The 23,850-nt window shown below is 69.3% G+C and carries 22 protein-coding genes; 4 read left to right on the top strand and 18 right to left on the bottom strand.

All coding sequences use genetic code 11. The features are described 5' to 3' along the window. Positions 1–79: 79 nt before the first annotated feature. The 5 genes from ispG to ACHAA3_RS09465 are packed head-to-tail and all read right to left on the bottom strand — an operon-like array spanning position 80 to position 5,486. Positions 80–1,252 carry a flavodoxin-dependent (E)-4-hydroxy-3-methylbut-2-enyl-diphosphate synthase gene (ispG, locus tag ACHAA3_RS09445; RefSeq protein WP_435708743.1) on the bottom strand — a complete coding sequence of 391 codons (1,173 nt, stop codon included), beginning with the start codon at positions 1,250–1,252 and terminating at the stop codon, positions 80–82. After that, entirely contained in the window at positions 1,249–2,547 is a 1,299-nt protein-coding gene (locus ACHAA3_RS09450) for a M50 family metallopeptidase (RefSeq protein WP_435708744.1), read from the bottom strand. Before ACHAA3_RS09450 ends, ispG begins: the two co-directional genes overlap by 4 nt. Continuing rightward, complete coding sequence (dxr, locus tag ACHAA3_RS09455; protein ID WP_435708745.1) at positions 2,544–3,749, bottom strand: 1-deoxy-D-xylulose-5-phosphate reductoisomerase; 1,206 nt, start codon at positions 3,747–3,749, stop codon at positions 2,544–2,546. Before dxr ends, ACHAA3_RS09450 begins: the two co-directional genes overlap by 4 nt. A 43-nt stretch (positions 3,750–3,792) precedes the next feature. Further along, a complete protein-coding gene (locus ACHAA3_RS09460; protein WP_435708746.1) occupies positions 3,793–4,578 on the bottom strand; it encodes an ABC transporter permease in 786 nt (261 codons plus the stop codon). Beyond that, entirely contained in the window at positions 4,575–5,486 is a 912-nt protein-coding gene (locus tag ACHAA3_RS09465; RefSeq protein ID WP_435708747.1) for an ABC transporter ATP-binding protein, read from the bottom strand. The genes ACHAA3_RS09460 and ACHAA3_RS09465 overlap by 4 nt, the downstream gene beginning before the upstream one ends. A gap of 130 nt (positions 5,487–5,616) precedes the next feature. Between ACHAA3_RS09465 and ACHAA3_RS09470 the strand changes: the two genes are divergently transcribed. Genes ACHAA3_RS09470 through ACHAA3_RS09485 form a run of 4 tightly spaced genes read left to right on the top strand, consistent with a single transcriptional unit; the run spans position 5,617 to position 9,176 of the window. Then, positions 5,617–6,771, top strand: a complete 1,155-nt coding sequence (locus ACHAA3_RS09470) for a sensor histidine kinase (RefSeq protein WP_435708748.1) — start codon at positions 5,617–5,619, stop codon at positions 6,769–6,771. Continuing rightward, positions 6,768–7,418: a response regulator transcription factor gene (locus tag ACHAA3_RS09475; protein WP_435708749.1), complete on the top strand. Its 651-nt coding sequence runs from the start codon at positions 6,768–6,770 to the stop codon at positions 7,416–7,418. The genes ACHAA3_RS09470 and ACHAA3_RS09475 overlap by 4 nt, the downstream gene beginning before the upstream one ends. Positions 7,419–7,473: 55 nt before the next feature. After that, positions 7,474–8,448, top strand: coding sequence for an SDR family NAD(P)-dependent oxidoreductase (locus ACHAA3_RS09480; RefSeq protein WP_435708750.1), 975 nt, complete (start codon positions 7,474–7,476; stop codon positions 8,446–8,448). Then, a complete protein-coding gene (locus tag ACHAA3_RS09485; RefSeq protein ID WP_435708751.1) occupies positions 8,445–9,176 on the top strand; it encodes a tyrosine-protein phosphatase in 732 nt (243 codons plus the stop codon). Before ACHAA3_RS09480 ends, ACHAA3_RS09485 begins: the two co-directional genes overlap by 4 nt. Positions 9,177–9,189: 13 nt before the next feature. On the opposite strand, the gene ACHAA3_RS09490 is transcribed toward ACHAA3_RS09485, so the two are convergent. The 13 genes from ACHAA3_RS09490 to tsf all read right to left on the bottom strand — a co-directional run bounded on the left by ACHAA3_RS09490 (position 9,190) and on the right by tsf (position 23,828). Continuing rightward, positions 9,190–9,552 carry an Lsr2 family DNA-binding protein gene (locus ACHAA3_RS09490; RefSeq protein WP_435708752.1) on the bottom strand — a complete coding sequence of 121 codons (363 nt, stop codon included), beginning with the start codon at positions 9,550–9,552 and terminating at the stop codon, positions 9,190–9,192. Between the two features lie 36 nt (positions 9,553–9,588). Then, entirely contained in the window at positions 9,589–10,050 is a 462-nt protein-coding gene (locus ACHAA3_RS09495) for an AMP-binding protein (RefSeq protein ID WP_435708753.1), read from the bottom strand. A gap of 2 nt (positions 10,051–10,052) precedes the next feature. Beyond that, on the bottom strand, positions 10,053–10,793 hold the full coding sequence (locus tag ACHAA3_RS09500) for an enoyl-CoA hydratase (protein ID WP_435708754.1): 741 nt from the start codon (positions 10,791–10,793) through the stop codon (positions 10,053–10,055). Positions 10,794–10,875: 82 nt separating this feature from the next. After that, positions 10,876–11,628 (bottom strand): HAD family hydrolase, encoded by a 753-nt coding sequence (locus tag ACHAA3_RS09505; RefSeq protein ID WP_435708755.1) that lies wholly within the window; start codon positions 11,626–11,628, stop codon positions 10,876–10,878. Beyond that, the gene (gene rlmN, locus ACHAA3_RS09510) at positions 11,621–12,781 is read right to left on the bottom strand and encodes a 23S rRNA (adenine(2503)-C(2))-methyltransferase RlmN (RefSeq protein ID WP_435708756.1); all 1,161 of its coding nucleotides are present in this window, start codon (positions 12,779–12,781) and stop codon (positions 11,621–11,623) included. Before rlmN ends, ACHAA3_RS09505 begins: the two co-directional genes overlap by 8 nt. 55 nt (positions 12,782–12,836) lie before the next feature. After that, on the bottom strand, positions 12,837–13,817 hold the full coding sequence (locus ACHAA3_RS09515; RefSeq protein WP_435708757.1) for a zinc-binding metallopeptidase family protein: 981 nt from the start codon (positions 13,815–13,817) through the stop codon (positions 12,837–12,839). 94 nt (positions 13,818–13,911) lie between these two features. Next, on the bottom strand, positions 13,912–14,796 hold the full coding sequence (locus ACHAA3_RS09520; protein ID WP_435708758.1) for a transglutaminase family protein: 885 nt from the start codon (positions 14,794–14,796) through the stop codon (positions 13,912–13,914). An 8-nt stretch (positions 14,797–14,804) separates the two neighbouring features. Beyond that, positions 14,805–17,276 carry a circularly permuted type 2 ATP-grasp protein gene (locus ACHAA3_RS09525; RefSeq protein WP_435708759.1) on the bottom strand — a complete coding sequence of 824 codons (2,472 nt, stop codon included), beginning with the start codon at positions 17,274–17,276 and terminating at the stop codon, positions 14,805–14,807. After that, positions 17,248–20,661 carry a DUF2126 domain-containing protein gene (locus tag ACHAA3_RS09530; RefSeq protein WP_435708760.1) on the bottom strand — a complete coding sequence of 1,138 codons (3,414 nt, stop codon included), beginning with the start codon at positions 20,659–20,661 and terminating at the stop codon, positions 17,248–17,250. The genes ACHAA3_RS09525 and ACHAA3_RS09530 overlap by 29 nt, the downstream gene beginning before the upstream one ends. A gap of 43 nt (positions 20,662–20,704) precedes the next feature. Then, positions 20,705–21,568 (bottom strand): phosphatidate cytidylyltransferase, encoded by an 864-nt coding sequence (locus tag ACHAA3_RS09535; RefSeq protein ID WP_435708761.1) that lies wholly within the window; start codon positions 21,566–21,568, stop codon positions 20,705–20,707. Next, complete coding sequence (gene frr / locus ACHAA3_RS09540; protein WP_435708917.1) at positions 21,558–22,112, bottom strand: ribosome recycling factor; 555 nt, start codon at positions 22,110–22,112, stop codon at positions 21,558–21,560. The genes ACHAA3_RS09535 and frr overlap by 11 nt, the downstream gene beginning before the upstream one ends. Positions 22,113–22,202: 90 nt before the next feature. Beyond that, on the bottom strand, positions 22,203–22,910 hold the full coding sequence (gene pyrH, locus ACHAA3_RS09545; protein WP_435708762.1) for a UMP kinase: 708 nt from the start codon (positions 22,908–22,910) through the stop codon (positions 22,203–22,205). Positions 22,911–23,006: 96 nt separating this feature from the next. Further along, positions 23,007–23,828, bottom strand: a complete 822-nt coding sequence (gene tsf / locus ACHAA3_RS09550) for a translation elongation factor Ts (protein ID WP_435708763.1) — start codon at positions 23,826–23,828, stop codon at positions 23,007–23,009. Between the last annotated feature and the right edge of the window lie 22 nt (positions 23,829–23,850).

Here is a 23,850-nt window from a genome sequence, read left to right on the forward strand (position 1 = left end):
CTCCTCGCCCGTGTCCTGTTGCGCCGTGTCCAGTCGCGCTCTGGCTCAGCCTACGTCGGGGCCGCGGAGTGGGCAGGGATCAGGTGATCTTGACCGAGGCGCTGCCGCCCTCGACGGGCTCCATGGTCTCGGCGATGCGCATGGCCTCCTCGATCAGGGTCTCCACGATCTCCTTCTCCGGCACGGTCTTGATGACCTCGCCCTTGACGAAGATCTGGCCCTTGCCGTTGCCCGAGGCGACGCCGAGATCGGCTTCGCGGGCCTCGCCGGGGCCGTTGACGACGCAGCCCATGACGGCCACGCGCAGCGGGACCTCGAGTCCTTCGAGTCCGGCGGTGACCTCCTCGGCCAGCTTGTAGACGTCGACCTGGGCGCGACCGCACGAGGGGCAGGAGACGATCTCGAGCTTGCGGGGTCGCAGGTTCAGTGACTGCAGGATCTGGATGCCGACCTTCACCTCTTCGACCGGCGGGGCCGACAGGGACACCCGGATCGTGTCGCCGATGCCCTTGCTCAGCAGCGCACCGAACGCCGTGGCGCTCTTGATGGTGCCCTGGAAGGCGGGTCCGGCCTCGGTGACACCGAGGTGCAGCGGCCAGTCGCCCCGCTCGGACAACATCTCGTACGCCTGGACCATGACGACCGGGTCGTTGTGCTTGACCGAGATCTTGAAGTCGTGAAAGTCGTGCTCCTCGAACAGCGACGCCTCCCAGACGGCCGACTCGACCAGCGCCTCGGGCGTAGCCTTGCCGTACTTCTCGAAGATGCGCTTGTCGAGGGATCCGGCGTTGACGCCGATGCGAATCGACGTCCCGTGATCCTTGGCGGCCTGCGCGATGGCCTTGACCTGGTCGTCGAACTTGCGGATGTTGCCCGGATTGACGCGCACCGCGGCGCAGCCGGCCTCGATGGCCGCGAAGACGTACTTGGGCTGGAAGTGGATGTCGGCGATCACCGGGATGTTGGAGTGCTGCGCGATCTGCGGCAGCGCCTCGGCATCATCGGTGCTCGGACAGGCCACCCGGACGATGTCGCAGCCCGCGGCCGTCAGCTCGGCGATCTGCTGCAGGGTGCTGTTGACGTCGGACGTCAGCGTCGTGGTCATGGACTGCACCGACACCGGAGCGTCTCCGCCGACGTCGATCGAGCCGACCTTGATCTTGCGGGTCTTTCGCCTCGGCGCGAGGACCGGCGGCGGCGCCTCGGGCATGCCGAGCGAGATCGGAACGGACGATGACGACGGTGTGGTCATGACAGCCTCACTGGATTGACGATGTCGGCATAGACGAGGATCACGCTCATCACGATAAGGACCAGCCCCATGGCGTAGGCCACCGGCAGCGCCTTGGCGACGTCGACGTACCCGGGATCCGGTCGACCGCGCAGGCGAGCCCATCCGCGCCGCAGCCCCTCCCACAGCGCACCGGCGACGTGGCCGCCGTCGAACGGCAGGATCGGGATCATGTTGAACATGGCCAGGAACACGTTGAGCCCGGCCAGCAGCGCCAGCACCCGGCTGGCGCGTTCACCCCACGTGGGGTCACCGAGGGTGACCAGCTCACCGGAGATGCGGCTCGCCCCGACCACGCCGACCGGACCTTCGGGATCGCGTTCGGCGCCGAAGGCAGCCTGCGTGACGTCGACCATGCGCGCCGGCAGGTACACGATGGCCTCGGCGGTGCCCTCGACGTACTGCCACATGGTCTGGGCGACGTCGACGGGGGTGCCGCGCTCCAGAGCGGTCGCGGGCTGGACGCCCAGGAAGCCGACCTGCACCGTGGAGTCGGGATCGTCCAGATCGGCCCGGGCGATCACCGAGGGCGAGATCGTGACCGTCTCGGCACTGCCATCGCGGGTGTAGCCGAGCTCGACCGGGCGATCGCCGTTGGCGCGGATGTCACGCGAGAGCTGCTCCCAGGAGGTGACCTGCTCGCCGTCGAAGGACGTGATCTCGTCGCCCGTCTGGAGGCCCGCCTGCTTGGCGGGAGTGACCGGATCTTCGGCGGTGCAGGCACGACCCGCATCGGCGTCGCTGATCGCGCAGTCCGAGACCTCCTCGACGGTCGTGGTGGGTTGCTGCGCACCGAATCCCATGATGACGATGCCGAAGAGCACCACCGCGATGGCGACGTTGACCGCCGGACCGCCGGACATGACGATGACCTTCTTCCACCACGGAAGGCGGTAGAACAGGCGATCCATGTCGTCGTCGGTGACGGTCTCGTACTCGGCGTTGCGCGCGTCGGTGGCCAGCTGGGTGAACAGGCCGGTGTTGGAGTCACGCACCTCGTGCGGGTCGGCATCCTTGGCCGGCGGCAGCATGCCGACGAGCTTGACGTAGCCGCCGAGCGGGATGGCCTTGAGGCCATACTCGGTCTCGCCTCGCTTGGTCGACCACACGGTGTTGCCGAAGCCGACGAAGAACTGGGTGACCTTCACGCCGAACTTCTTGGCCGGGATCATGTGGCCCATCTCGTGCAGGCCGATGGAGACCACGATGCCGACGACGAACGCCAGGACGCCCAGGGCGTAGATGAGCGCGTTCATCGGCTGTCTCCCACGAGTCGTGCTGCACGCTCGCGCGCCCAGCGATCGGCACCCAGCACGCTGTCGAGCGTGACTGTGTCGGTGAACCAGACCGGATCGGCGAGATGTTCGTCGAGCACGGCAGCCACCGTGTCCACGATGCCGAGGAAGTCCAAATCTCCGGCCACGAACGCATCCACACAGACCTCGTTGGCCGCATTGAACACGGCGGGCCCGGTGCGACCGTACTCGCCGGCGCGGCGGGCGACCTGCACGGCGGGGAAGGCGGTCTCGTCGAGCGGGTGGAACTCCCACGTCGCGGGAACCGACCAGTCGCAGCCGGCCGCGACGCCGGGAACACGCTCGGGCCAGGCGAGACCGAGGGCGATCGGCAGCTTCATGTCCGGCGGCGAGGCCTGCACCATCGTGGCTCCGTCGACGAACTCCACCATTGAGTGCACGATCGAGGGCGGGTGCACCACGACGTCGATGCGATCGAAGCCGATGCCGAACAGCAGGTGCGCCTCGATGACCTCCAGCCCCTTGTTGACCATGGTGGCGGAGTTGATCGTGATGACGGGTCCCATGTCCCAGGTGGGGTGGGCGGCCGCCTGCTCGGGCGTCACGTCAGCGAGCTGGTCGCGGGTGAACCCTCGAAACGGCCCCCCGCTGGCGGTCACGATGAGGCGCCGGACCTCCTCGTGTCGCTCTCCGCGCATGGCCTGGGCCAGCGCCGAGTGCTCGGAGTCGACCGGCACCAGCTGGCCGGGCCGCGCAGCCCGCATGACGAGCTCGCCACCGATGATCAGCGACTCCTTGTTGGCCAGGGCCACCGTGGTGCCGGCCTCGAGGGCCGCGAGGGTGGGCAGCAGGCCGACCGCCCCGGTCATGGCGTTCAGCACGACGTCGCAGGGGGTGCGAGCGATCTCGATCGCGGCGTCGGGGCCGGCCAGCAGCCGGGGCACCCGGTGATCGCCGTGGGCGAATCCACGTCGTTGCGCCTCGGCGTACAGCGCCAGCTGGACGTCCTCGGCGGCCTGCGCCCGGGCGACGGCCACCACGCTGACACCGTGCTCGATGGCCTGCTCGGCCAGGAGCCGTGGGTTGCCACCACCGGCGGCCAGGGCCACGACCTCGAACCGGTCGGGCTCGGCCGCGATCACTTCCAGAGCCTGGGTCCCGATCGATCCGGTGGACCCGAGAATGGCGACACGCCTACGCATGCCGCCATTCTCACTCACCCGCGTCATCGAGGTGGGACGAGGCCTACTTGACCTCGCTGCGCATGATCATGAGGATGCCAGCGGTGAACGGGATCACGAACCAGATCAGGCCCGACGTTCCCAGCTGCGCCCACTGCTCACCGTCCAAGTTGCCCTCGAACAAGGGCGCCTGTGCTGAATTGAAGTCGACCCACGGCTGGATGTTGTCGAACCAGTCCTGGAGTGCCGCCAACAGCTGGAAGAGCCCTGGCAGCACCAGGCTGTACACGAAGTAGCCGACGATCGCGGCAGGCGTGTTGCGGAACAACGCACCCAGCGTGAACCCGAGCAGCAGGCCCAGGACGTTGGCCAGCAGGATCAGGAAGAACTGTCGAATGCTGACGTCCCAGACCATGTCGACGCCGTTGATGGCTGCACCGATCACATTGCCCAGCGCGCCGACCCCGAACGCCACCAGCAGTGCCGCGACGCCGACCACGACCGATGCGAGCGCCTTGGCCCAGATGACCGAGGCACGGTTGGGGACCAGGGTGAAGGTGGTCAGGCCACCACGCTGGCTCCATTCGCCCGTGACCGCAAGGATCGCGACGACGGGCAACAGGACACCGAGAGGGACGCCGAACGCCGTGGAGAACGTGGCGAACGTGATGACGTCGTCCGGTGCGAAGGCGATGACCGCGGCCGCGGCGAGCACCGACAGCACGGCGATGCTGATCAGTAGCCAGCGCCCCGCACGGGTGTCGAACATCTTGCGCAGCTCGACCTGGAGCAGGCGCACGAGCGGGATGGTGGGGCGTGTGGTGTCGATCTCCACGGTCGTGGCGCTCATGCTTGGGCTCCTGCCGGTGTGGCGACTTCGCGTTGGGTGTCGGAGGTGAGCTCGAGGAACATGTCTTCCAGACCTGCTCCGTCGGCATTGCGCAGCTCAGCCAGCACGAGACCGTGCTGGGCGGCGAGACGGCCGACCTCCAACGGCTCGGCATCCATGCGCAGCCCGATTCCCGACGGGCTGACCGCCAGACCGGCCGCCGTGGCCGCTGCCGACAACGCTGCGTTGTCCTCGGCCCGGACGTAGCTGCCCGCTCCCTGCAGGAGCTCGGCCTTGGTGCCCTGCGCGACGATCTTGCCGCGGCCGATGACGATGATCTCGTCGGCGATGACCTCGATCTCGTGCAAGAGGTGCGAGCTCAGCAGCACCGTGCCGCCGCGGTTGGCGTAGTGCCGCAGCAGGCTGCGCATCCAGTGGATACCCGCCGGATCGAGCCCGTTGGCGGGCTCGTCGAGGATGAGGATCTTGGGATCACCCATCAGGGCGTTGGCGATGCCGAGTCGCTGGCGCATGCCGAGCGAGTAGTTCTTGACCCGGCGCTTGGACTCCTCGGGCGTGAGGCTGACGAGCTTGAGCATCTCATCGACACGGCTCATGGGCAGACCCATGGTGAGGGCACTGAGCGCCAGGATCTCGCGCCCGGTGCGGCCGGCGTGCTGGGCCGAGGCGTCGAGCAGGACGCCGACCTGGGTGCCTGGGTTGGGGATGTCGCGGTAGTGGACGCCGCCGATCGTGGCCGAGCCTGACGTCGGTGGAGTCAGGCCCGCCATGATGCGCATGGAGGTGGACTTGCCGGCACCGTTGGGACCGAGAAAGCCGGTGACGGCTCCCGGCTTGCAGGTGAACGACACGTCGTCGACGGCCCGGTAGGGACCGTACGTCTTGGTGAGGTGTTCGACTGTGATCATGCGACCAGCATGCACCACGTCTCGGACAGGCTGCATCCGTCGCGCGACCATGATCGACTGGCCGAAAGTCGTAGGGGTCGAACCCCATCGGCCGACGCGGTTCGAGGCTCCCCCGGCCTAGCCTTGCAGGGTGCAGCCCGTCGAGTACCAACCGCCACTGACGCGGTGGAGTCATGCGTGGCGCCTGATCCTGGTCCTGGCCGTGTCCGCGCTGGCCTGGTGGGAGCTGGCGCCGTGGCAGCTGGAGAACTCACCCTGGTGGTTCGCCGTCGATGTCGTCCTCGGCCTCGCGTCGCTCGGGCTGGTCTTCTGGAGGCGCGCCCATCCGGTGGCCGTCGCCGCCGTCGTCAATGCGCTGACCGCCGTGTCGGCATCGGCCGGTGGACCGGCCACTCTCGCCCTGATGTCACTCGCCACGCGCCGCCGGTGGCGCGAGATCATCCCGGTCGGCGTGCTGACCGTGGTGGCCGGCACAGTTCTCGAGGCGATGAATCCGGTGTCGACCGAGGCTCTGGGCCTCACGGTGCCGTTCATCCTCGTGATCGTGGCCACCACGATCGGCTGGGGCATGTTCCTCGGATCGCGCCGCGAGCTGCTCGCCACGCTCCGGGCTCGCGCCGAGACGGCCGAGTCCGATCAGGCGGTCCGCGTCGCACAGGCACGCACGTTCGAGCGCACACGGATCGCGCGCGAGATGCACGACGTGCTGGCGCACCGCATCTCCCTGGTCACGATGCACGCCGGTGCTCTGTCCTACCGCGACGATCTCGCACCCGACCAGGTCAGGCGAACCGCCGACGTGATCCAGGAGAACTCCCACCAGGCGATGGTCGAGCTGCGCGAGGTGCTCGGCATCCTGCGCGAGGATCCAGGCGATGCTGCGCCCGAGCTGCCACAACCGTCGGCCAGCGACCTGCCTGCGCTCGTCGAGGAGGCGAGATCGGCCGGCATGCGGGTCCAGATGAGGTCCAACGTCAGCCTGGACCTGCTGCCCGACACGCTCGGACGCACCCTCTACCGGGTGGTGCAGGAGGGCCTGACCAATGTGCGCAAGCACGCGCCCGAGACTGTCGTCAGCGTTGACCTGGACGGCTCGGAGAACCGTGGTCTGAGGGTTCACGTGCTGAACCCGCTGCCCATCGGGGATCGCCGGGGCGCCACCGAGTCCGGTCTGGGGCTGATCGGCCTGATCGAGCGCGCCGAGCTCATCGGCGGACGTCTGGAACACCGCATCACCCCAGAGCGCGAGTTCGTCCTCGAGGCATGGCTACCGTGGCCGACATGATCCGCGTGCTGCTGACCGACGACGACGCCCTGGTGCGCGCCGGTCTCGCCCTGATGCTGGGTGGATCACCGACCATCACCATCGTCGGTGAGGCGTCCAACGGGCGCGAGGCGGTCGACGCGGTCGCGGCCGGCGGCATCGACGTGGTGCTGATGGACATCCGCATGCCCGTGTTGGACGGCATGGCGGCGACCGAGGCGATCATGGCGACGCCGGATCCGCCCCGCATCATCATCTTGACCACCTTCGACGCCGATGAGTACGTCGTGCGAGCCCTGGCGGCCGGCGCCACGGGATTTCTGCTCAAGGACACCTCGCCGGCGGAGATCGTCGATGCGATCGGTCGGGTGGCCGCCGGCGAACCGATGCTGTCGCCCACGATCACCGCCCAGCTGATCCGACAGGTCGCCGAGTCGGCACCGGACCGGCGCAGCGAGGCCGCAGCAGCGCGCATCAACCGGCTCACCGAACGTGAGCGCGAGGTGGCCATGGCCGTCGGCCGCGGTGCCTCCAACGCCGAGATCGCGTCCTCGCTGCACCTGAGCCTGGCGACGGTCAAGGCACACATCTCGCACATCTTCACCAAGCTCGACGCCACCAATCGGGTGCAGGTCGCCATCGCGATGCACGACGCCGGCCTGCTCTGAGCGCTGGCGATCGGGCAGGCCTGCTGCGCGAGGAGGTTCGCTCTACGGTTGGGCCATGACCTCTCGTCCTGTCCAGCTGCTCGACACCGTCCTGGACAAGTCCCTGCTGCTCGGCTACTCCTCCGTCGGACCGGCCCTGCGCAAGCGTTGGTGGCCGGCCGACGCGGCCCCGGACTCCCTGGTGGGCCGCCACGTCGTCGTGACCGGAGCCAGCGGCGGTCTCGGCGAGGCTGCCGCGGCCGGTATCGCACGCCTGGGCGCGACGGTGCACCTGCTCGGCCGCACCGAGTCCCGTCTGCTCGAGGCAATCGATCGCATCCGGCGTGACCAGCCGAACGCCGACCTGATTCCCGAGGTCTGCGACATCAGCGACCTGAAGGCCGTGCGGGCCTACGCCACCGACCTCGTCCGACGAGTGCCGGTCCTGCACGGGATCGTGCACAACGCCGGCGTCATGCCGCCGGAGCGCACGGAGTCCGAGCAGGGGTACGAGTCGACGCTCGCCACCCACGTGATCGGACCGCTGCTGATGACCGAGCTGCTGCGTCCGGCCCTGGCGGCGTCAGAGTCCGCACGCGTCGTGATGGTCGCCTCCGGCGGCATGTACTCCGCGCCCCTGGACGACCGGATCGGCGACGACATCGAGTACGAGCGAGGTCGCTACGAGGGCATCCGCGCGTACGCCCGCACCAAGCGGATCCAGGTCACGATGGCCGAGCTGCTGGCCCAGCGGTACGCCGGCGACGGCATCACGGTGCACGGCATGCATCCGGGCTGGGCCGACACCCCCGGCATCACCGACTCGATGCCGCGCTTCGCCAAGGTGGTGGGCCCGATCCTGCGCACCGCCGACTCCGGCGCGGACACGATCGTGTGGCTCATCGCGGCTGACGCGGCAGCTCAGACGTCAGGACAGTTCTGGTGCGACCGCCGCCCCCGCTCGACGTACTACCTGCCCGGCCAGAGCGACGACGACGACGCCCTCCGCGCCGTGTGGGCCTACGTCTGCGCCGCCGCCGACGTCAGATGACCGCCACCCTCCCGAACCTCCGCGACGTCGGCGGCCTGCGCACCGACGACGGCCAGGTCGTTCGTCGCGGAGTCCTGCTGCGTGGGGCCACGCCGGCGTTCGTCGACGCGGCCGGAGCGGCACGCCTGGTCGACGACCTGGGTCTCGCCACCCGGATCGATCTGCGCGGGGCCGCCGAGATCGAGGCCGAGACCAGCGCCCACCTGCTGGAGCGCGAACGCCGCGCGGTGCATCTGCCGGTGCGGGCCCCCCGCGAGGCCGGCACCTTCGCCGAGGCACACGGCCCGGCGATGGTGGGCCGCTACTACCTGGCCTATCTCGCAGCCTCGGCCGAGTCCCTCGTCGCCCTGGCCCGCGTGCTGATCGATCCGTCGCAGACCCCGGCGCTGGCTCACTGCACGGCCGGCAAGGACCGCACCGGCACGGCCGTGGCTGTCCTGCTCGACGCGGTCGGGGTCAGTCACGACGAGATCGTGGCCGACTACGCGCTGACCCACGACCAGATGCCGGCCCTGCGCGCCCTCTTCGCCGACCTGCCGACCTACCGCGAGCGGATGAGCGCTCTGCCGGCCGAGGCCTTCGCTGCCGTGCCCGAGACGATGGAGACGTTCTTGTCCCTGTTGGCCACCGAGCATCGCGGTGGGCGGGCCTATCTGGCGGCGCACGGCATGAGTCGCACCGAGTTGGCCGCGCTCACCGAGGCACTCGTGGAGCCAGTCGCCCGCTGAGCGCCGGACAATTTCAGGCGTGCGCGGTGTTGAACGCCTCGATGACCTTGGAGGGGGCACGCCGGTTGTCGCTGACCTGGTGACCGTTGGCCCGGGCCCATTCGCGCAGGTCGTGGATCGTGTAGCCGTCGCGGATGGTGGCGGCCGTCCCGCTGCGGCGTGCAGCCGGCGAGGCGTCGCGGACCACTTCCGCGCCCCGGGTCAGGTTGTCGAGGAAGGCGTCGACCGCATCCTTCGAGGCCTCGGACAGGTAGAGGTCATAGGTGCGACCGCGCAGCTGGTAGCGCTCGGGTGGGGTGTGCGGGTGCAGCTCCGCTCCGTCGTGGTCGTCGATGATCGTGACGATCGGCTCAGGGACGATCTCGCGCTTGGGCATGCTGGCTCCTTGAGTGGACCCGCTCAGGATATACGGCTAGACGATCGCTCGACCGTCCAGCAGCGGCCCGAAGATCTGCTCATGGGCAGCACGGAGCCGGTCTGCGTACCCCTCAGGATCGGCATCGGGTGCGCCCGCCGGGTCGGTGCGTCCGGCCCGCAGCAGGACGTCCCACGGCACCTCGGTGTCGGGAGTCTGCAGCATGATCGGGTCGCCGGCGATCCGAAGCGTCTGACTCTCGCCGATCTCGGCGCCCAGGCGGGCGCAGGCCAGCACCGAGATCACCTGATGGCGACCGGGCGGCAGGTCGACTGCCACCACGGACTCGACGGCCACCCCCAGCTGCCACAGTGCTCCCGCGATCGAGGCTGAGTCGTGCAGGAGGTGGGCGTAGGTCATCGATCCAGCGGCGTCGGTCAGGGCGATGTCGTCCGCGCGTCCCTCGACGACGTTGAGCTCCAGGGCGCGGAACACCAGGCTGCGCTCGGGCGAGGTCACCGTCACTCCCCCACGAACACGGGGGTGCGCTTGTCGGCGCGCGCCTGCTGCGCCTCGCGGACGTCGGCGCTGGCCCACACGTGGGCGAAGCTGGCTTCGACGGCAGCCTCGTCACCGGGTGCGCCGTTGAGCACCATCTTGTTGTGCGCGAGCGTCAGCGGCGCGAAGGCGGCGATCTCCTGAGCCCAGTCGAGGGCCGTCTGGACGGCGCCGGCCCGATCGGCGAGTCCGCAGTCCAGGGCCTGCGTCTGGTCGAGGAGCTCGGCACCGAGCATGATGCGTCGCGCCGGTCCCCCGCCGGCAAGCTTCTCCAGCGTGCGGATGGTCCACGCGTCGACGGCCATGCCGTTGCGCGCGGTGGGAACGCCGAATCTCGCCGTCTCGTCGGCAACGCGCAGGTCGCAGGCCATCGCCAGCTGGGTGCCTGCACCGATGGCAGGACCATTCACGGCAGCGACGATCGGCACCGGCAACTGGGTGAGGTGGTGCAGCATCCCGTACAGGGCCTCGAGGAACTCCCCGCCGTACACCCCGTCGAGGTCGGCCCCGGCGCAGAAGGCCGTGCCCTCGCCGGTGATCACGAGCGCCCTGGCACCGGCGGCGATCGCGTCATCGACCCCGGCGTGGAGGGCGCGACACAGGTCGACGTTCAGCGCATTGCGGCGATCGGGGCGGCGCAGCACGAGTGTGGCGACATCGCCGTCGTGATCGAGCGTCAGCACCGAGTTCTGGTCGTCGGTCATGGTCCTCCTGAGGTCCCGCCCACGGTATCGAGACGACCTCGGCGCGAGGGCGGCGGTCCGTCGGTGGTCATCACCCGGCGATTCACGGGGCGACGAGTCGCTCGAGGACGGTGGCGACGGCGTCGTCGTCGTTGCTGACGAGGATCTCGTGAGCGGCGGCGAGCACCTCGGCGTGCGCGTTGGCGACGGCGAAGGCGCGGCCGGCCCAGCGCAGCATGGGCAGATCGTTGGGCATGTCGCCGCAGGCCCAGACCTGCTCGGCGGTGATGTCGCGCTCGTTGCACCACATCGACAGCCCAGCTGCCTTGGTGACGCCCGGGGCGGTCATCTCGGCCAGTCCGTGCACTCCGCTGAAGCCGATCTCGGCGCGGTCCCCCACCGCCTCCATCACCAGCCGGTGGAACTCGGGCGCCTCCAGCTGCGCGGACTGCGCCAGCAGCTTGCCGACGGGGCGATCCGTGCCCGGGTCCTCCAGGTCACGGCCCATGCCGTCGGACCGTTCGGCGGCGAAGCCGATGCCCGGCACGGCGTCGCGCAGATCGGCCACCAGGGCCGAGACGGCATCAGGGTCGAAGGCCCGCTCGATCACCACACGCCGCTGCGGCACGTCGTAGACGAACGCGCCGTTGCCGCAGATCGCGATGCCGTGCTCCCCCACGTGGTCGACCAGGTCATCGAGCCAGCGAGGTGGTCGAGCCGTGACGAACACCGTGATGATGCCCGTCGCCCAGGCAGCCTCGAGTGCTCGTCGGGTGCGATCGGAGACCGTGCCGTCCGAGCGCAGCAGCGTGCCGTCGAGATCGGTCGCCAGCACCCGTGGAAAGGACTCAGCCATCAGCGGCGGCGAGCTGGCCGCAGGCGCCGTCGATCTCGCTGCCGCGGGTGTCCCGCACGGTCGTGGAGACGCCCTTGGCCTCGAGCCGGCGGACGAACTCTCGCTCGTCCTCGCGACGCGACGCCGTCCACTTCGACCCCGGAGTGGGGTTGAGCGGGATCAGGTTGACGTGCACCCAGCTGCCCGGCGAACGGGCATCCTTGCCGTACGACAGCAGCACGTCGGCGAGCAGGTCGGCCCGCCACGCCTGGTCGTTGATGTCGCGCATCATGGCGTACTCGATCGACACGCGACGGCCGGTGAGCACCGCGTACTCCCACGCCGCCTCGACCGCCTCGTGGACGCTCCAGCGGGTGTTGACCGGCACCAGCTCGTTGCGCAGCTCGTCATCGGGAGCGTGCAGCGACAGGGCCAGAGTCACCGGGATCCCTTCGGTGGCCAGCTGCTTCATGCGCGGCACGAGGCCCACCGTGCTGACCACGATGTTGCGCGCCGACATGCCCAGACCGTCGGGCGCGGGTGCGACCATGCGGCGCACGGCCCCGATGACGGCCTTGTAGTTGGCCATCGGCTCACCCATGCCCATGAACACGACGTTGGACAGCCGACCCGGCCCACCGGCGACGTCGCCGCGAGCCATGGCGCCAGCGGCGTCGACCACCTGATCGACGATCTCGGCGGTGCTCATGTTGCGCTGCAGGCCGCCCTGGCCGGTGGCACAGAACGGGCAGGCCATGCCGCAGCCGGCCTGGCTCGACACGCACACGGTGGCGCGCCCGGACGAGGTCTCCGTGGCCGCGTAGCGCATCAGGACCGACTCGACCATCGCGCCGTCGAACAGCCGCCACAAGGTCTTGCGGGTGGCTCCCTTGTCGGCCTCCATGGTGCGCACCGACGTCAGCAACGGAGGCAAGAGCGCCTCGACGATCGCGTCGCGCGAGGAAGCCGGCAGGTCCGTCATCTTCGACGGGTCGCGCTCGAGCCGGGAGAAGTAGTGCGTGGCCATCTGCTTGCCCCGAAAGGCGGGCTCGCCGAGCGCGGTGACGACCTCGGTGCGCTCCTTCGCGCTCAGATCAGCCAGGTGCCGGGGCGGCTTGCCGCGCCCCCGGGGCTGCTCGAACACCAACGGAAGAGTCTTGATGGGCTCGGTCATGATTCCAGTGTCCCATCCACGACCATGAGGCCCGAATCGCCGATGCCCGGGCCGATCAGCGGGGCAGGTCCGCCACGAACTGCAGCTTCTCCAGCACCGGGGCCGGAATGACGAACGGGTACAACGGGCCCTTGCCCATGCTCCGGTTGATCTGGTTCAGACCGATGCTCAACGGCACCCACACCCCGGTCACCAGGTCACGGAACGAGGTGAAGTTCTGCGGCGATCCGACCGTGGACAGGCCGTGCGCGGACGCGGTCTCGATCGTGTCGCAGATGTGCATGTAGTGCGCGAACGTCTCGGCGAAGTCCTCGAACGGGTGCATCGTGGCGTACATGCTGATGAAGTTCTGCTCCCAGCCCGACGGCGGGCCTTCGCTGTAGTGCCGGTCGATGGCGTCGGCGTAGCTCTGCTCCTCGTTGCCGAACAGCTCACGTCCGGTGTTGATCAGGTCGCCGCGCACGTACTGCCACTCGATGTAGTGACCCACCTCGTGACGGAAGTGGCCCAGCATCGTGCGGTACGGCTCGTCGAGATCGACGCGGACCTTCTCGCGGTGCGCATCGTCGCTCTCGGCCAGGTCGAGGGTGATGACGCCGCTGTCGTGCCCGGTCGTGACGCTCTCCTCGACGCTGGACAGCAGGTCGAAGGCGAGTCCGTTCTCCTCGTCGATGCTGCGCGGTGTGACCGCGAATCCGAGCGTGTCCAGCTCGACGACGAGTCGCCGCTTGGCCTCCTCGGCCACCTTGTACTCGCGCAGACCCACGACGTCGGCGTCGCTGGGACGCGTGCGGGTGAGGGCGCAGCTGAAGCAGTAGCCGCCGGGGAACTCGCTCAGCCAGGTGCAGCCGGACAGGTTGAGGTTCTTGCACACGTGCCAGATGTCACCGTCAGAGTCGATGTACTGCCCCTTGTCGTCGACCGGGACGATGGCTCGCTCCTCGCGGGAGAACCCGAGGTTGGTGTGGCACGACACGCACACGGAGTTCTCGAAGTAGAGGGAATTTCCGCACACGCGGCACACGAAGGACTTCACCGCGCAAGTGTGGCAGGGCGGAGAGGGGGACACCGATGGCCGGGTCCCTGTTCGATCCGTTCGGTGTCGCGTTCGGTCGCGAGCGACCCTCTGATCAGACGGGCGCCACGTCGACCTCGACCTTGAGGGTCGAGGTCTTCGCCTCGGTGAAGATCACACCCTTCACCGGCGGGACGTCGCCGTAGTCACGACCCCACGCGACCGTGACGTACCGGTCGCCCGCCCACTGGTCGTTGGTCGGGTCCACCGCCAGCCACTCCCCGCCGGTCGGCCCACCGGGGATCCACACCGCGACCCACGCATGGGTGGCATCGGCACCGACGACCCGCTCCTTGCCCGGAGGCGGGGTGGTGGCGAGGTAGCCGCTGACGTACCGGACCGCCAGCCCGTGCGAGCGCAGGCACGCCAGCATCAGGTGCGCGAAGTCCTGGCACACCCCCGCCCGCTTGGCGAAGGCGTCGTCGATCGTGGAGGTGACCGTGGTCGCCGTCTTGTCGTACACAAAATCCGCGTGCACGCGCCCCATCAGGTCGGTGACGGCCTCGCCGACGGGCCGTCCCGGGGTCAGTGACTGCGCCCCGTACTCAGCGGCCTGCGCCGTCTGCTCGACCAACGGCGACGCCACGGCGAAGTCGATCGACCTCCACGCGTCGGGCACGTCGGTGCGCTCGGCCGGTCGCGCCGCTTCCCACGGCTGGGCCAGCGCCGCCTCGTCGTGGACGGGGACCGCGGCCTCGACCTCGCTGGTGGCCAGCACGACCAGGCTGCGATGCGGCTCGAGCACCTGGAAGTACGTCGACGTGTTGCCGTGGTAGTCGACGTCGACCGAGCGATCAGCAGGAACAGGTTCGATGGAGACGTCATGTGTACGCACGCGCTGTGACTGCATCGCGCGCGGCACGAGGTAGGCGATGCCGAGGCTGTCGGAGACGTCGTCGTCGTAGGAGTACGTGGTGCGGTGACTGATGCGGTAGAGCACGGGCGCCCCTACTCCTGGACCGTCGCGAAGCCGAACACCCGCGGCACGGGTGCCGGTGCGAAGTGGACCTGACCGATGGAGTCCGCGAAACGGGTCAACCGGTCGAGGTGCTCGTCGAGGAAGCGCTCCAGGTGGGGCCTGCGCTCCCCCTCGATCGCGGTCAGTGCCGCCACCTCGACCCGGTCCAGCTCTTCGACGAGGTCGTCGAGGAGCCGCTCGGGACGCGTCGCACCGGTGGACTCGGGCAGTGCGGCGAGGTGCTCGCGCAGCCGTTCGTGTCCGAACGCCAGCGACCGAGGGTTCTCCGCATCGAGCAGCAGCAGGTCCAGCACCCCGGCGATCCGGACGTAACCCCGGTACCGGCGCTGATGGGTCACGCTGCTCTCGGCTGCGGTGAGGACGGCGGTCAGCACCTCGCGATCGACGTCGATGCCGCGCCGCACCGTGGCACTCCCCCGCAGCAGATGGATCAGCTGCATGGCTCGTTCGACGGCGCGACCGATGGCGATCATGTGCCAGCCGGGATCGCGCATCATGTTCGACGTCACGCCGTGCAGCGCCAGGATGCCGGTGAGCATCCGGCCCGCGCTCTCGGCGATCTGGTGGCTGTAGGGGTAGGCACGCAGGACCGCCGACGCCCGGTCCGTGCTGCCGAAGGCGTGCCACGTGTCCGGGGACAGCTGGTCGCGCACGCTCTGGGCGGCGTCGCGCAGCGCACTGACCGACTGCGCGACCGATCCGCGTCGGTGCGGGTCCAGCAGCACCGACCGGAACTGCTCGTCGGGATCGTCACCGACCGACGACCCCGGGCCGGCAAGGTGCTCGAGAACGCCCATCATGACGGCCAGGCCGGCGCCACCGGCACTCTGGGGACGGTTGCGGAAGTCCTGGCCGATCGCGTGCGACGTCAGCACCAGTCGCAGCATGTCCTCGGCGCGTTCGCCGTAGCGACCGAACCAGAACATGTCCTCGAGGATGCGCGGCACCATGGCTGCGGGAGCGCGCACATTGGTCAGCGGCAGCACGTCGGCGAGCCCCTGGTCGGGGTCCTCCGGACTGTCCTTGAGCACCCACACGTCCTTGCTCGAGACGGGATCGGGCCCGTCGTAGACGTTGGCCAGTCCCCCGACCATGGGCCGGTAGCCGGAGCCGTACCGGACCGTGAAGGTGCGCATCGAGATCGACAGGGGCCGGATGCCGTCGGGGCGCAGCACCGGCGACTGCGACAGCACCACCGGCTCCTGACCCACGTACCGGTGAGGTTGTGCCTCGATCAGCTCACGCAGCCGGTTCGGCGACAGCTGGCTGACATCGACCGAGTCGTCGATCGTGCGCACCACCAGCTCGTCGAGGCGGTCCAGCACCTGACGACGCGCGTGCACGTCACCGCACCACCAGGTCTGCACCGACGGCAGACGCAGGGGCTCCTCGAGCAGCACCTCGCACAGCTGCGCCAGGTACGGCATGAGGGCCGGGTTCTCCAGGACGCCGGCACCGAGGCCGTTGACGACCCGCACCGAGCCGCGGCGGACCGCCTCGGACAGTCCGGCCACCCCGAGACGGGAGTCCTTGCGCAGCTCGAGGGCATCGCTCCACGCGGCATCGACGCGACGCACGATGACGTCGACCCGCTCCAGACGGCCGAAAACCCGCATCCACACGGCACCGTCGCGCATCGTCAGGTCGCTGCCCTCGACCAGTGGGAAGCCCAGGCTCGAAGCCAGGAAGGCCTGGTCGTACGCGGTCTCGGACTGCGGGCCGGGCGAGAGCACCACGACCCGCGGATTGGCACGGTCGTCGGGGCCGGCCTCGATCAGGGTCGCGCGCAGGGCCTGGAAGAACGGTGCCATGCGATGCAGGCCGGCCCGGCGGTACATCTCGGGCATGACCCGCGAGATCACCCGCCGGTTCTCCATCGCGAACCCGAGACCTGACGGCGCCTGCGCGCGGTCGGCGATGACCTGCCAGTCGCCGGCATCGGTCCGTCCGAGGTCGGCCGCCGAGAACAGCAGCGGCTGCGGGTCGCGGGAGGACGCCCGGGCGGCGACGCGCAGGAACCCGCTGTGTCCGAACACCACCGCGGGAGGCAGCACGCCCGACGACAGCAGTCGTTGCGGACCGTACAGGTCGACGAGGATCGCGTTCATCAGCTCGGCACGCTGCGCCAGCCCCATCTCCAGGGGCGCCCACTCCTCGGCCGAGATCACCAGAGGGACCGGGTCGAGCCGCCACGGCTCGGCTGGTTGGTCCGGCGGCGTGTAGCTGACGCCGTCGTCGGCGAGGAATCGTTCGATGTCGCCCTCGACCCGGCGCAGCTCGCGCTCGGTGAGCTGGACCGCGGTCTCGGCGAGCCCGGCCCAGGCAGGTCGCAGCGACCCGTCCGGGGCGATGACCTCGTCGTAGCGGGTGTTCTCGGTGGTCAGGTCCGGCTGGTTGACGGCCGCCGCATAGTCACCGAGCGCCGTCACGACCATTCCCATCCGCGTGGGACCTGCCCGGTCGGACCGGGAGCACCCGACGCAGGTCGAGCGTGTGCGGGTACTCCGGCGAGGCGGCCCGCCGAGACAGGGTCTCCAGCGCCGCGACGTCGACCCGACCGGTGGAGTGACCACCCTCCTCGAAGCGACCGGCGCGACGAGACTCGGCCTCGCGGGCGTTGACCGGAGGATGCTGGTGAGCGCGACCGCCCGGGTGCACGACGTGGTAGGTCGCACCACCCAACGAGGTGGCGGCCGTCGTGTCGATGACCTCGAACGTCAGCGGCGAGTGCACCTCGATCGTGGGGTGCAGCGCCGAGGGCGGCTGCCACGCGCGATACCGCACACCGGCGTAGTACTCGCCGTGGCGACCGGTGGGTGTGAGGGGCACGGGAACACCTTGGCAGGTGACGAGGTGTCGGCCGGGAACGACACCACGGGCCAGCACCTGTACGCGCTCCAACGAGGAGTCGACGTAACGAGCAGTGCCGCCAGCGGTCGCCTCCTCGCCCAGCACGTGCCACGGCTCGATGGCGTTGCGCAGCTCCAGCTCGACCGCAGCACCTCCGGACGTGGGGATGCGGGTCGCACCGATGCGCGGGAAGCGGAACTCGGTGAACGGCTCGAGCCAGGTGGTGTCGAAGTCGATGCCGAACGCCTGGAGATCGGCCACGACGGCCTCGATGTCGCGGATCGCACCCTGCGGCAGCAGGAAGTCCTCGTGCAGGGCCGTTCCCCATCGTTCGAGTGGCTCACGGTAGGGGCGTTCCCAGAACATCGCCACCAGCGATCGCACCAGCAGCGACTGCACCATGGCCATGCGGGGGTGCGGCGGCATCTCGAAACCACGCAGCTCCAGCAGGCCCAGACGTCCGCGCGAGGAGTCGGGGCTGTAGAGCTTGTCGATGCAGAACTCGGCGCGGTGCGTGTTGCCGGTCAGGTCGGTGAGGATGTTGCGCAGCGCCCGATCGACCACCCAGAGCGGGACCTCCCCGTCCTCGGAGCGCTCGACCTCGGACAGACGATGGATCTCCGACAGCGCGATCTCGGCCTCGTAGACCGCTTCGGGGCGACCTTCGTCGAATCGCGGCGCCTGACTGGTCGGGCCGATGAAGCGTCCCGAGAACAGGTACGACAGTGCCGGGTGACGCTGCCAGTACGCCACCATGCTGGCCAGCAGCTCAGGACGGCGCAGCATCGGGGAGTCGGCGGCCTGGGCGCCACCGAGGGTGATGTGGTTGCCGCCACCGGTGCCGGTGTGGGTGCCGTCGAGGTCGAACTTCTCGGTCGACAGACGCAGGGTGCGCGCCTGCTCGTAGAGGGTGGAGGTGAGGTCGCGCAGCTCGGCCCACGAGCCCGAGGGCTGCAGGTTGACCTCGATGACACCAGGGTCGGGAGTGACCACCAGCTGGGTCAGGCGCGGGTCCGGTGGCGGACCGTAGCCCTCGAGCACGACCGGCTGGTCGAGCGTCGTGGCGGCGACGTCGACGAGGTGCAGCAGGTCGGCGTAGTCCTCGAGTCGCTCGGTGGGTGGCAAGAACACGTGCACGTGACCGTCGCGGGACTCCACCGCGAGCGCCGTGGTCGGCTGGCCCTCGACCGGCACGACGACCGCCGTGGGGATCGAGGCGTCGATGGCCGGGCCGGCCTCGAGGTAGGAGGGATCGCCGCTGGCCTCGGGGGCTGTCCAGCTGATCGCATCGAGGGGAAGGCGCAGACCCACGGCAGAGGTTCCGGGGCTCAGCACGAGGCGACCGCGGCGCAGGGTCCAGTCCGGGCTGGTCCAGTCCTCGCCCGTGACGATCGGCAGGACCCACCCGCTGGGGACCGACTCCTGCTCGTCGAGGGCCACGACGAGCGTGGGATCGGCGACCTCCGGGTCGATCTCCGGTCGCTGCCCATCGGGTTGGCGCAGCTCGCCGGCCAGCTGCAGCAGCGGGTCCTCGAAGGCGGGTCGCAGCTGCTCGTGCGGAAGCCCGAGCAGCCGGGTCATCTCGCGGGCCAGCTGTTCGGCTGCCTCGCGGCCGACGTCCGGATCGAGATCCGCGGCCATCTCGGCGAACGGGTCAGCCAGCAGCGCCGGATCGGACCACAGCGAGACCCCGTCGTCGCGCCACTGCATGGCGATCTGCCAGCGCGGCAGCGGCTCGCCGGGGTACCACTTGCCCTGACCGCGGTGCACCACTCCGCCGGCGGCGAAGGTCTCGCGCAGGCTGTCGGCGAGACTGCTGGCGAGGCGACGCTTGTCGTCACCGTCTGCCGCGGTGTTCCACTGCGCCGAGACCATGTCGTCGAGGGACACGAAGGTCGGCTCTCCGCCCTGGGTGAGGCGCACGTCGCCGGCCACGAGTCGTTCGTCGACGGCCTCGCCGAGTGCGTCGATGCGCTCCCAGGCCTCTTCGGTGTACGGAAGGGTGACGCGAGGGTCCTCGTGGACGCGGCGCACCGTGTTGGAGAACGCGAACTCGACGGTGGTCGGCTCGGTGACACCGGAGATGGGCGCCGACGACGACGGGTGCGGAGTGGCCGACAGCGGGATGTGGCCCTCGCCGGCGAACAGCGCCGACGTGGGGTCGAGCCCCACCCACCCGGCGCCGGGCACGTACACCTCGGTCCAGGCGTGCAGGTCGGTGAAGTCCTCGGCGGGACCGTTGGCGCCACCCCCGAGCGCCTCCACGTCGGAGGTCAGCTGCACCAGGTACCCGGAGACGAAACGGGCGGCCAGACCGTGCTGGCGCAGCAGCGAGACCAGCAGCCAGGCACTGTCGCGGCACGATCCGATGGCGCGGTTCAGCGTCTCGTCGGGCGACTGCACGCCCGGCTCCATGCGCACCGAGTACCCCACGTCGCGGTTGACCGCGGCGTTCAGCTGGGCCAGGAACGTCACCGTGGGTACCCCGGCAGGGTCGAGCGGGGGCAGCTGCTCGCGCCACGCGGTCACCACCGGGCCGGGGCCCTGCTCGGTTCCGAGCTCGGAGCTGCCACCTGGGACCTCACCGACCGGACGCAGGTACGGCGCGAGATCCGCGGCCAGCGCAGGCGTGTAACTGAACGGGAAGCGCTCGGCGTACTCCTCGATGAAGAAGTCGAACGGATTGATCGAGACGAGATCTGCGACCACACCGACCGTGATGTCGAGCTCGTGCACCGGCTCGGGGAACACCAGGCGAGCCATCCAGTTGCCGAACGGATCCTGCTGCCAGTTCACGAAGTGGGTCACCGCTGCGGAACCGGCCGTGTCCGGCCGCGCGCGGACGTCCAGCGAGTACGCCTCGATCGGCGTCCGCGTGTGCGGCGCCGGTCGCAGTCTCACCACGTGCGGCCCCAGAGCCACCGATCGGTCGAACGTGTAGGTGGTGCGGTGCTCGAGCGCTACCTTGATCGACATGTGCCCAGCCTGCCGGTCGGGTGTGCGGACTGTGACGGGCGGGTCAGGTAACCGGGACCAACGCGTACAGCACCAGCCACGCGATCGGTGCCACGGCGATGAGCGAGTCGAGCCGATCCATCAAGCCGCCGTGGCCGGGCAGCAGGTTGCCCATGTCCTTGATGCCCAGGTCACGCTTGATCAACGATTCGGACAGATCGCCCAGCGTCGCGAACACGACACCCGCGACACCCAGCGCCACGCCGGCCCACCACGGGCCGTCGAGGGCGAACACGACCATCACGATGCTCGCCGCGATACCCGCGACCAGCGAGCCGCCCACACCCTCCCAGGACTTCTTGGGGCTGATGGTCGGCGCCATCGGATGGCGGCCGAACAGCACGCCGGCCGCGTAACCCCCGATGTCGGAGGTGACCGTCGCGACGATGAAGGCCACCACGCGCCACGGCCCGTCGTCCTCGATGAGCATCAATGAGACGAACACACCCATGAGGTACAGGTACGACAGGCAGAACACGCCCGCCGTGCTGTCGCGCACGAAACCGTCGGCACCGTCGCCGAGCCGCCAGATCAGCGTTCCGATCACGGTCAGGGCCATGGCCACGGCGGCGGTCTCCATGCCGCCCAGATAGCCACCCACCAGCATGATCACGCCACCGCCGGCCACGGGCAGCAGCGGGATCTCGATCCCCACGGTCCTCATGGCGCGGCTGAGCTCCCACAGACCGATCGTCAGGGCGACCGCCACGACGAGGACGAAAGCGGCCTTGACCAGCACCAACGACAGCACCACGAGCAGGGCAAGACTGACCCCGACGCCGATGGCCGCCGGAAGATCGCGCCCCGCGCGGCTCTTGCGCGGCTCGGCGGGGTTCGCGACCTCCGGAGATGGTGAGTCAGACGTCAAGGAGCTCTGCCTCTTTGTTCTTGAGCAGGTCGTCGACCAGGTCGACGTGCTTCTTGGTGAGGGCGTCGAGACGCTTCTCGCCACCGGTGTTGTCGTCCTTGCTGATCTCGGAGTCCTTCTCGGCCTTGTCCATCGCCTGCTTGGCGTTGCGGCGCACCCCACGCACCGCGATCTTGCCGTCCTCGGCCTTGGTGCGCGCGAGCTTGATGTACTCCTTGCGGCGCTCCTCGGTCAGCTCGGGCAGGGTCACACGCAGCACCTTGCCGTCGTCGGAGGGGTTGACGCCGAGATCGGACTCGCGGATCGCCTTCTCGATGGCCCCCTTGGCGCCCTGGTCGTACGGCTGGATGATCACGGTGCGGGGCTCAGGAACCTGGAAGCCCGCCAGCTGCTGCAGCGGTGTCGGCTGACCGTAGTAGTCGGCCGTGATCTGGGCGAACATCGCCGGGTGCGCGCGGCCGGTGCGGATCGCGGAGAACTCCTCGCGGGTGTGCTCGACGGCCTTCTCCATCTTGGACTCGGCGTCACGCAGGGTCTGATCGATCACGGTGGTGTCCTTAGCTGTCTCTGTACGGGCGGTGTCTGGCGGAGAAGTTTGTCGTGCTGGAGCGTCAGGTCGGGTGCGGTGGGACGGTCACCCGGCGTGCACCAGTGTCCCGATCTTCTCACCGCGCAGCACCCGCGAGATGTTGCCCTCGCCCTCCATGCCGAACACGATCATCGGCAGCTGGTTCTCCATGCACAGCGCGAAGGCGGCGGCGTCGACCACCTTGAGGTTCTGCTGCAGTGCGTCGGCGAAGGTCAGCTCGTCCAGCTTGCGGGCCGAGGAGTCGGTGCGCGGATCGGCGGTGTAGACGCCGTCGACCCCGCTCTTGGACATCAGGACCGCGTCGGCCTTGATCTCCAGGGCTCGCTGGGCCGAGACGGTGTCAGTGGAGAAGTAGGGCATGCCGGCACCCGCACCGAAGATGACGACCCGGCCCTTCTCGAGGTGCCGGATGGCCTTGCGCGGGATGTACGGCTCAGCGACCTGCCCCATCGTGATCGCCGACTGCACCCGCGTGTCGATGCCCTGCTTCTCACAGAAGTCCTGCAGGGCGAGGCAGTTCATCACCGTGCCGAGCATCCCGATGTAGTCGGCTCGAGATCGCTCCATGCCACGCTGACTGAGCTCGGCGCCACGGAAGAAGTTGCCGCCGCCGACGACGATCGCGACCTCGACGCCCTCACGGACCGCTTCGGCGATCTGGGCGGAGATTCCGTTCACGACATCGGGATCGATCCCGATCTTGCCGCCTCCGAAGACTTCGCCGGACAGCTTCAGGAGAACGCGTCGAGTCATGACTGGCAGTCTATCCGAGCGCGCGCGCCGCTCCGTCCACGGGAACACGAACGCCCCGCAGAAGAATCTGCGGGGCGTTCGTGATCCGAGCTCAGGTCAGGAACCGACCTCGATGTGCGCGAATCGCAACAACCTGACGCCCGCACCCTCGAGCACGGCCTTGACCGACTTCTTGTCATCGGTGACCGACGGCTGCTCCAGCAGGACGACGTCCTTGAAGAAGCCGTTGAGGCGCCCCTCGGTGATCTTGACGATCGCCTGCTCGGGCTTGCCCTCCTCGCGGGCCGTGGCCTCGGCGATCTCGCGCTCCTTGGCGACGAGATCGGCGGGCACGTCCTCACGGGTGAGGAACCGCGGACGCATGGCCGCGATCTGCATCGCGACTCCACGGGCGGTGTCGGCATCGCTGCCCTCGTACTCGACGAGCACGCCGACCGCGGGGGGCAGGTCACTGGCCCGGCGGTGCATGTAGGTGGCGACGTCGCCCTCGAACGCGGCCACGCGGCCGAGCTCGAGCTTCTCGCCGATGACGACGGCCAGATCGGCGACCGACTCGGCCGCCGTCTTGCCCGACTCCAGCTTCGTCGCGGCGAACTCCTCGTTCGAGGCCGGCTTGGTGGAGTCGGCCAGCTCGGCCAGCTCCTGAGCCAGGGCGATGAACTGCTCGTTCTTCGCCACGAAGTCGGTCTCCGAACGGAGCTCGACGATCGCCGAGCCCGAGGCCGAGCTGGCGACGAGGCCAGCCGAGGCCTCCCGCTCGGCTCCGCGCTTGGCGGCCTTGGCGGCACCGGAGATGCGCAGCGCCTCGACTGCCTGGTCGAAGTCGCCGTCGGCCTCGGTGAGCGCCTTCTTGGCGTCCATCATGCCGGCGCCCGTGGCGTCACGGAGCTTCTTCACGTCAGCGGCTGCAATGGCCATGGTGATGCCCTTCTGTGATGTC

Source organism: Aeromicrobium sp. CF3.5, from assembly GCF_051262695.1.
Lineage (GTDB): Bacteria > Actinomycetota > Actinomycetes > Propionibacteriales > Nocardioidaceae > Aeromicrobium.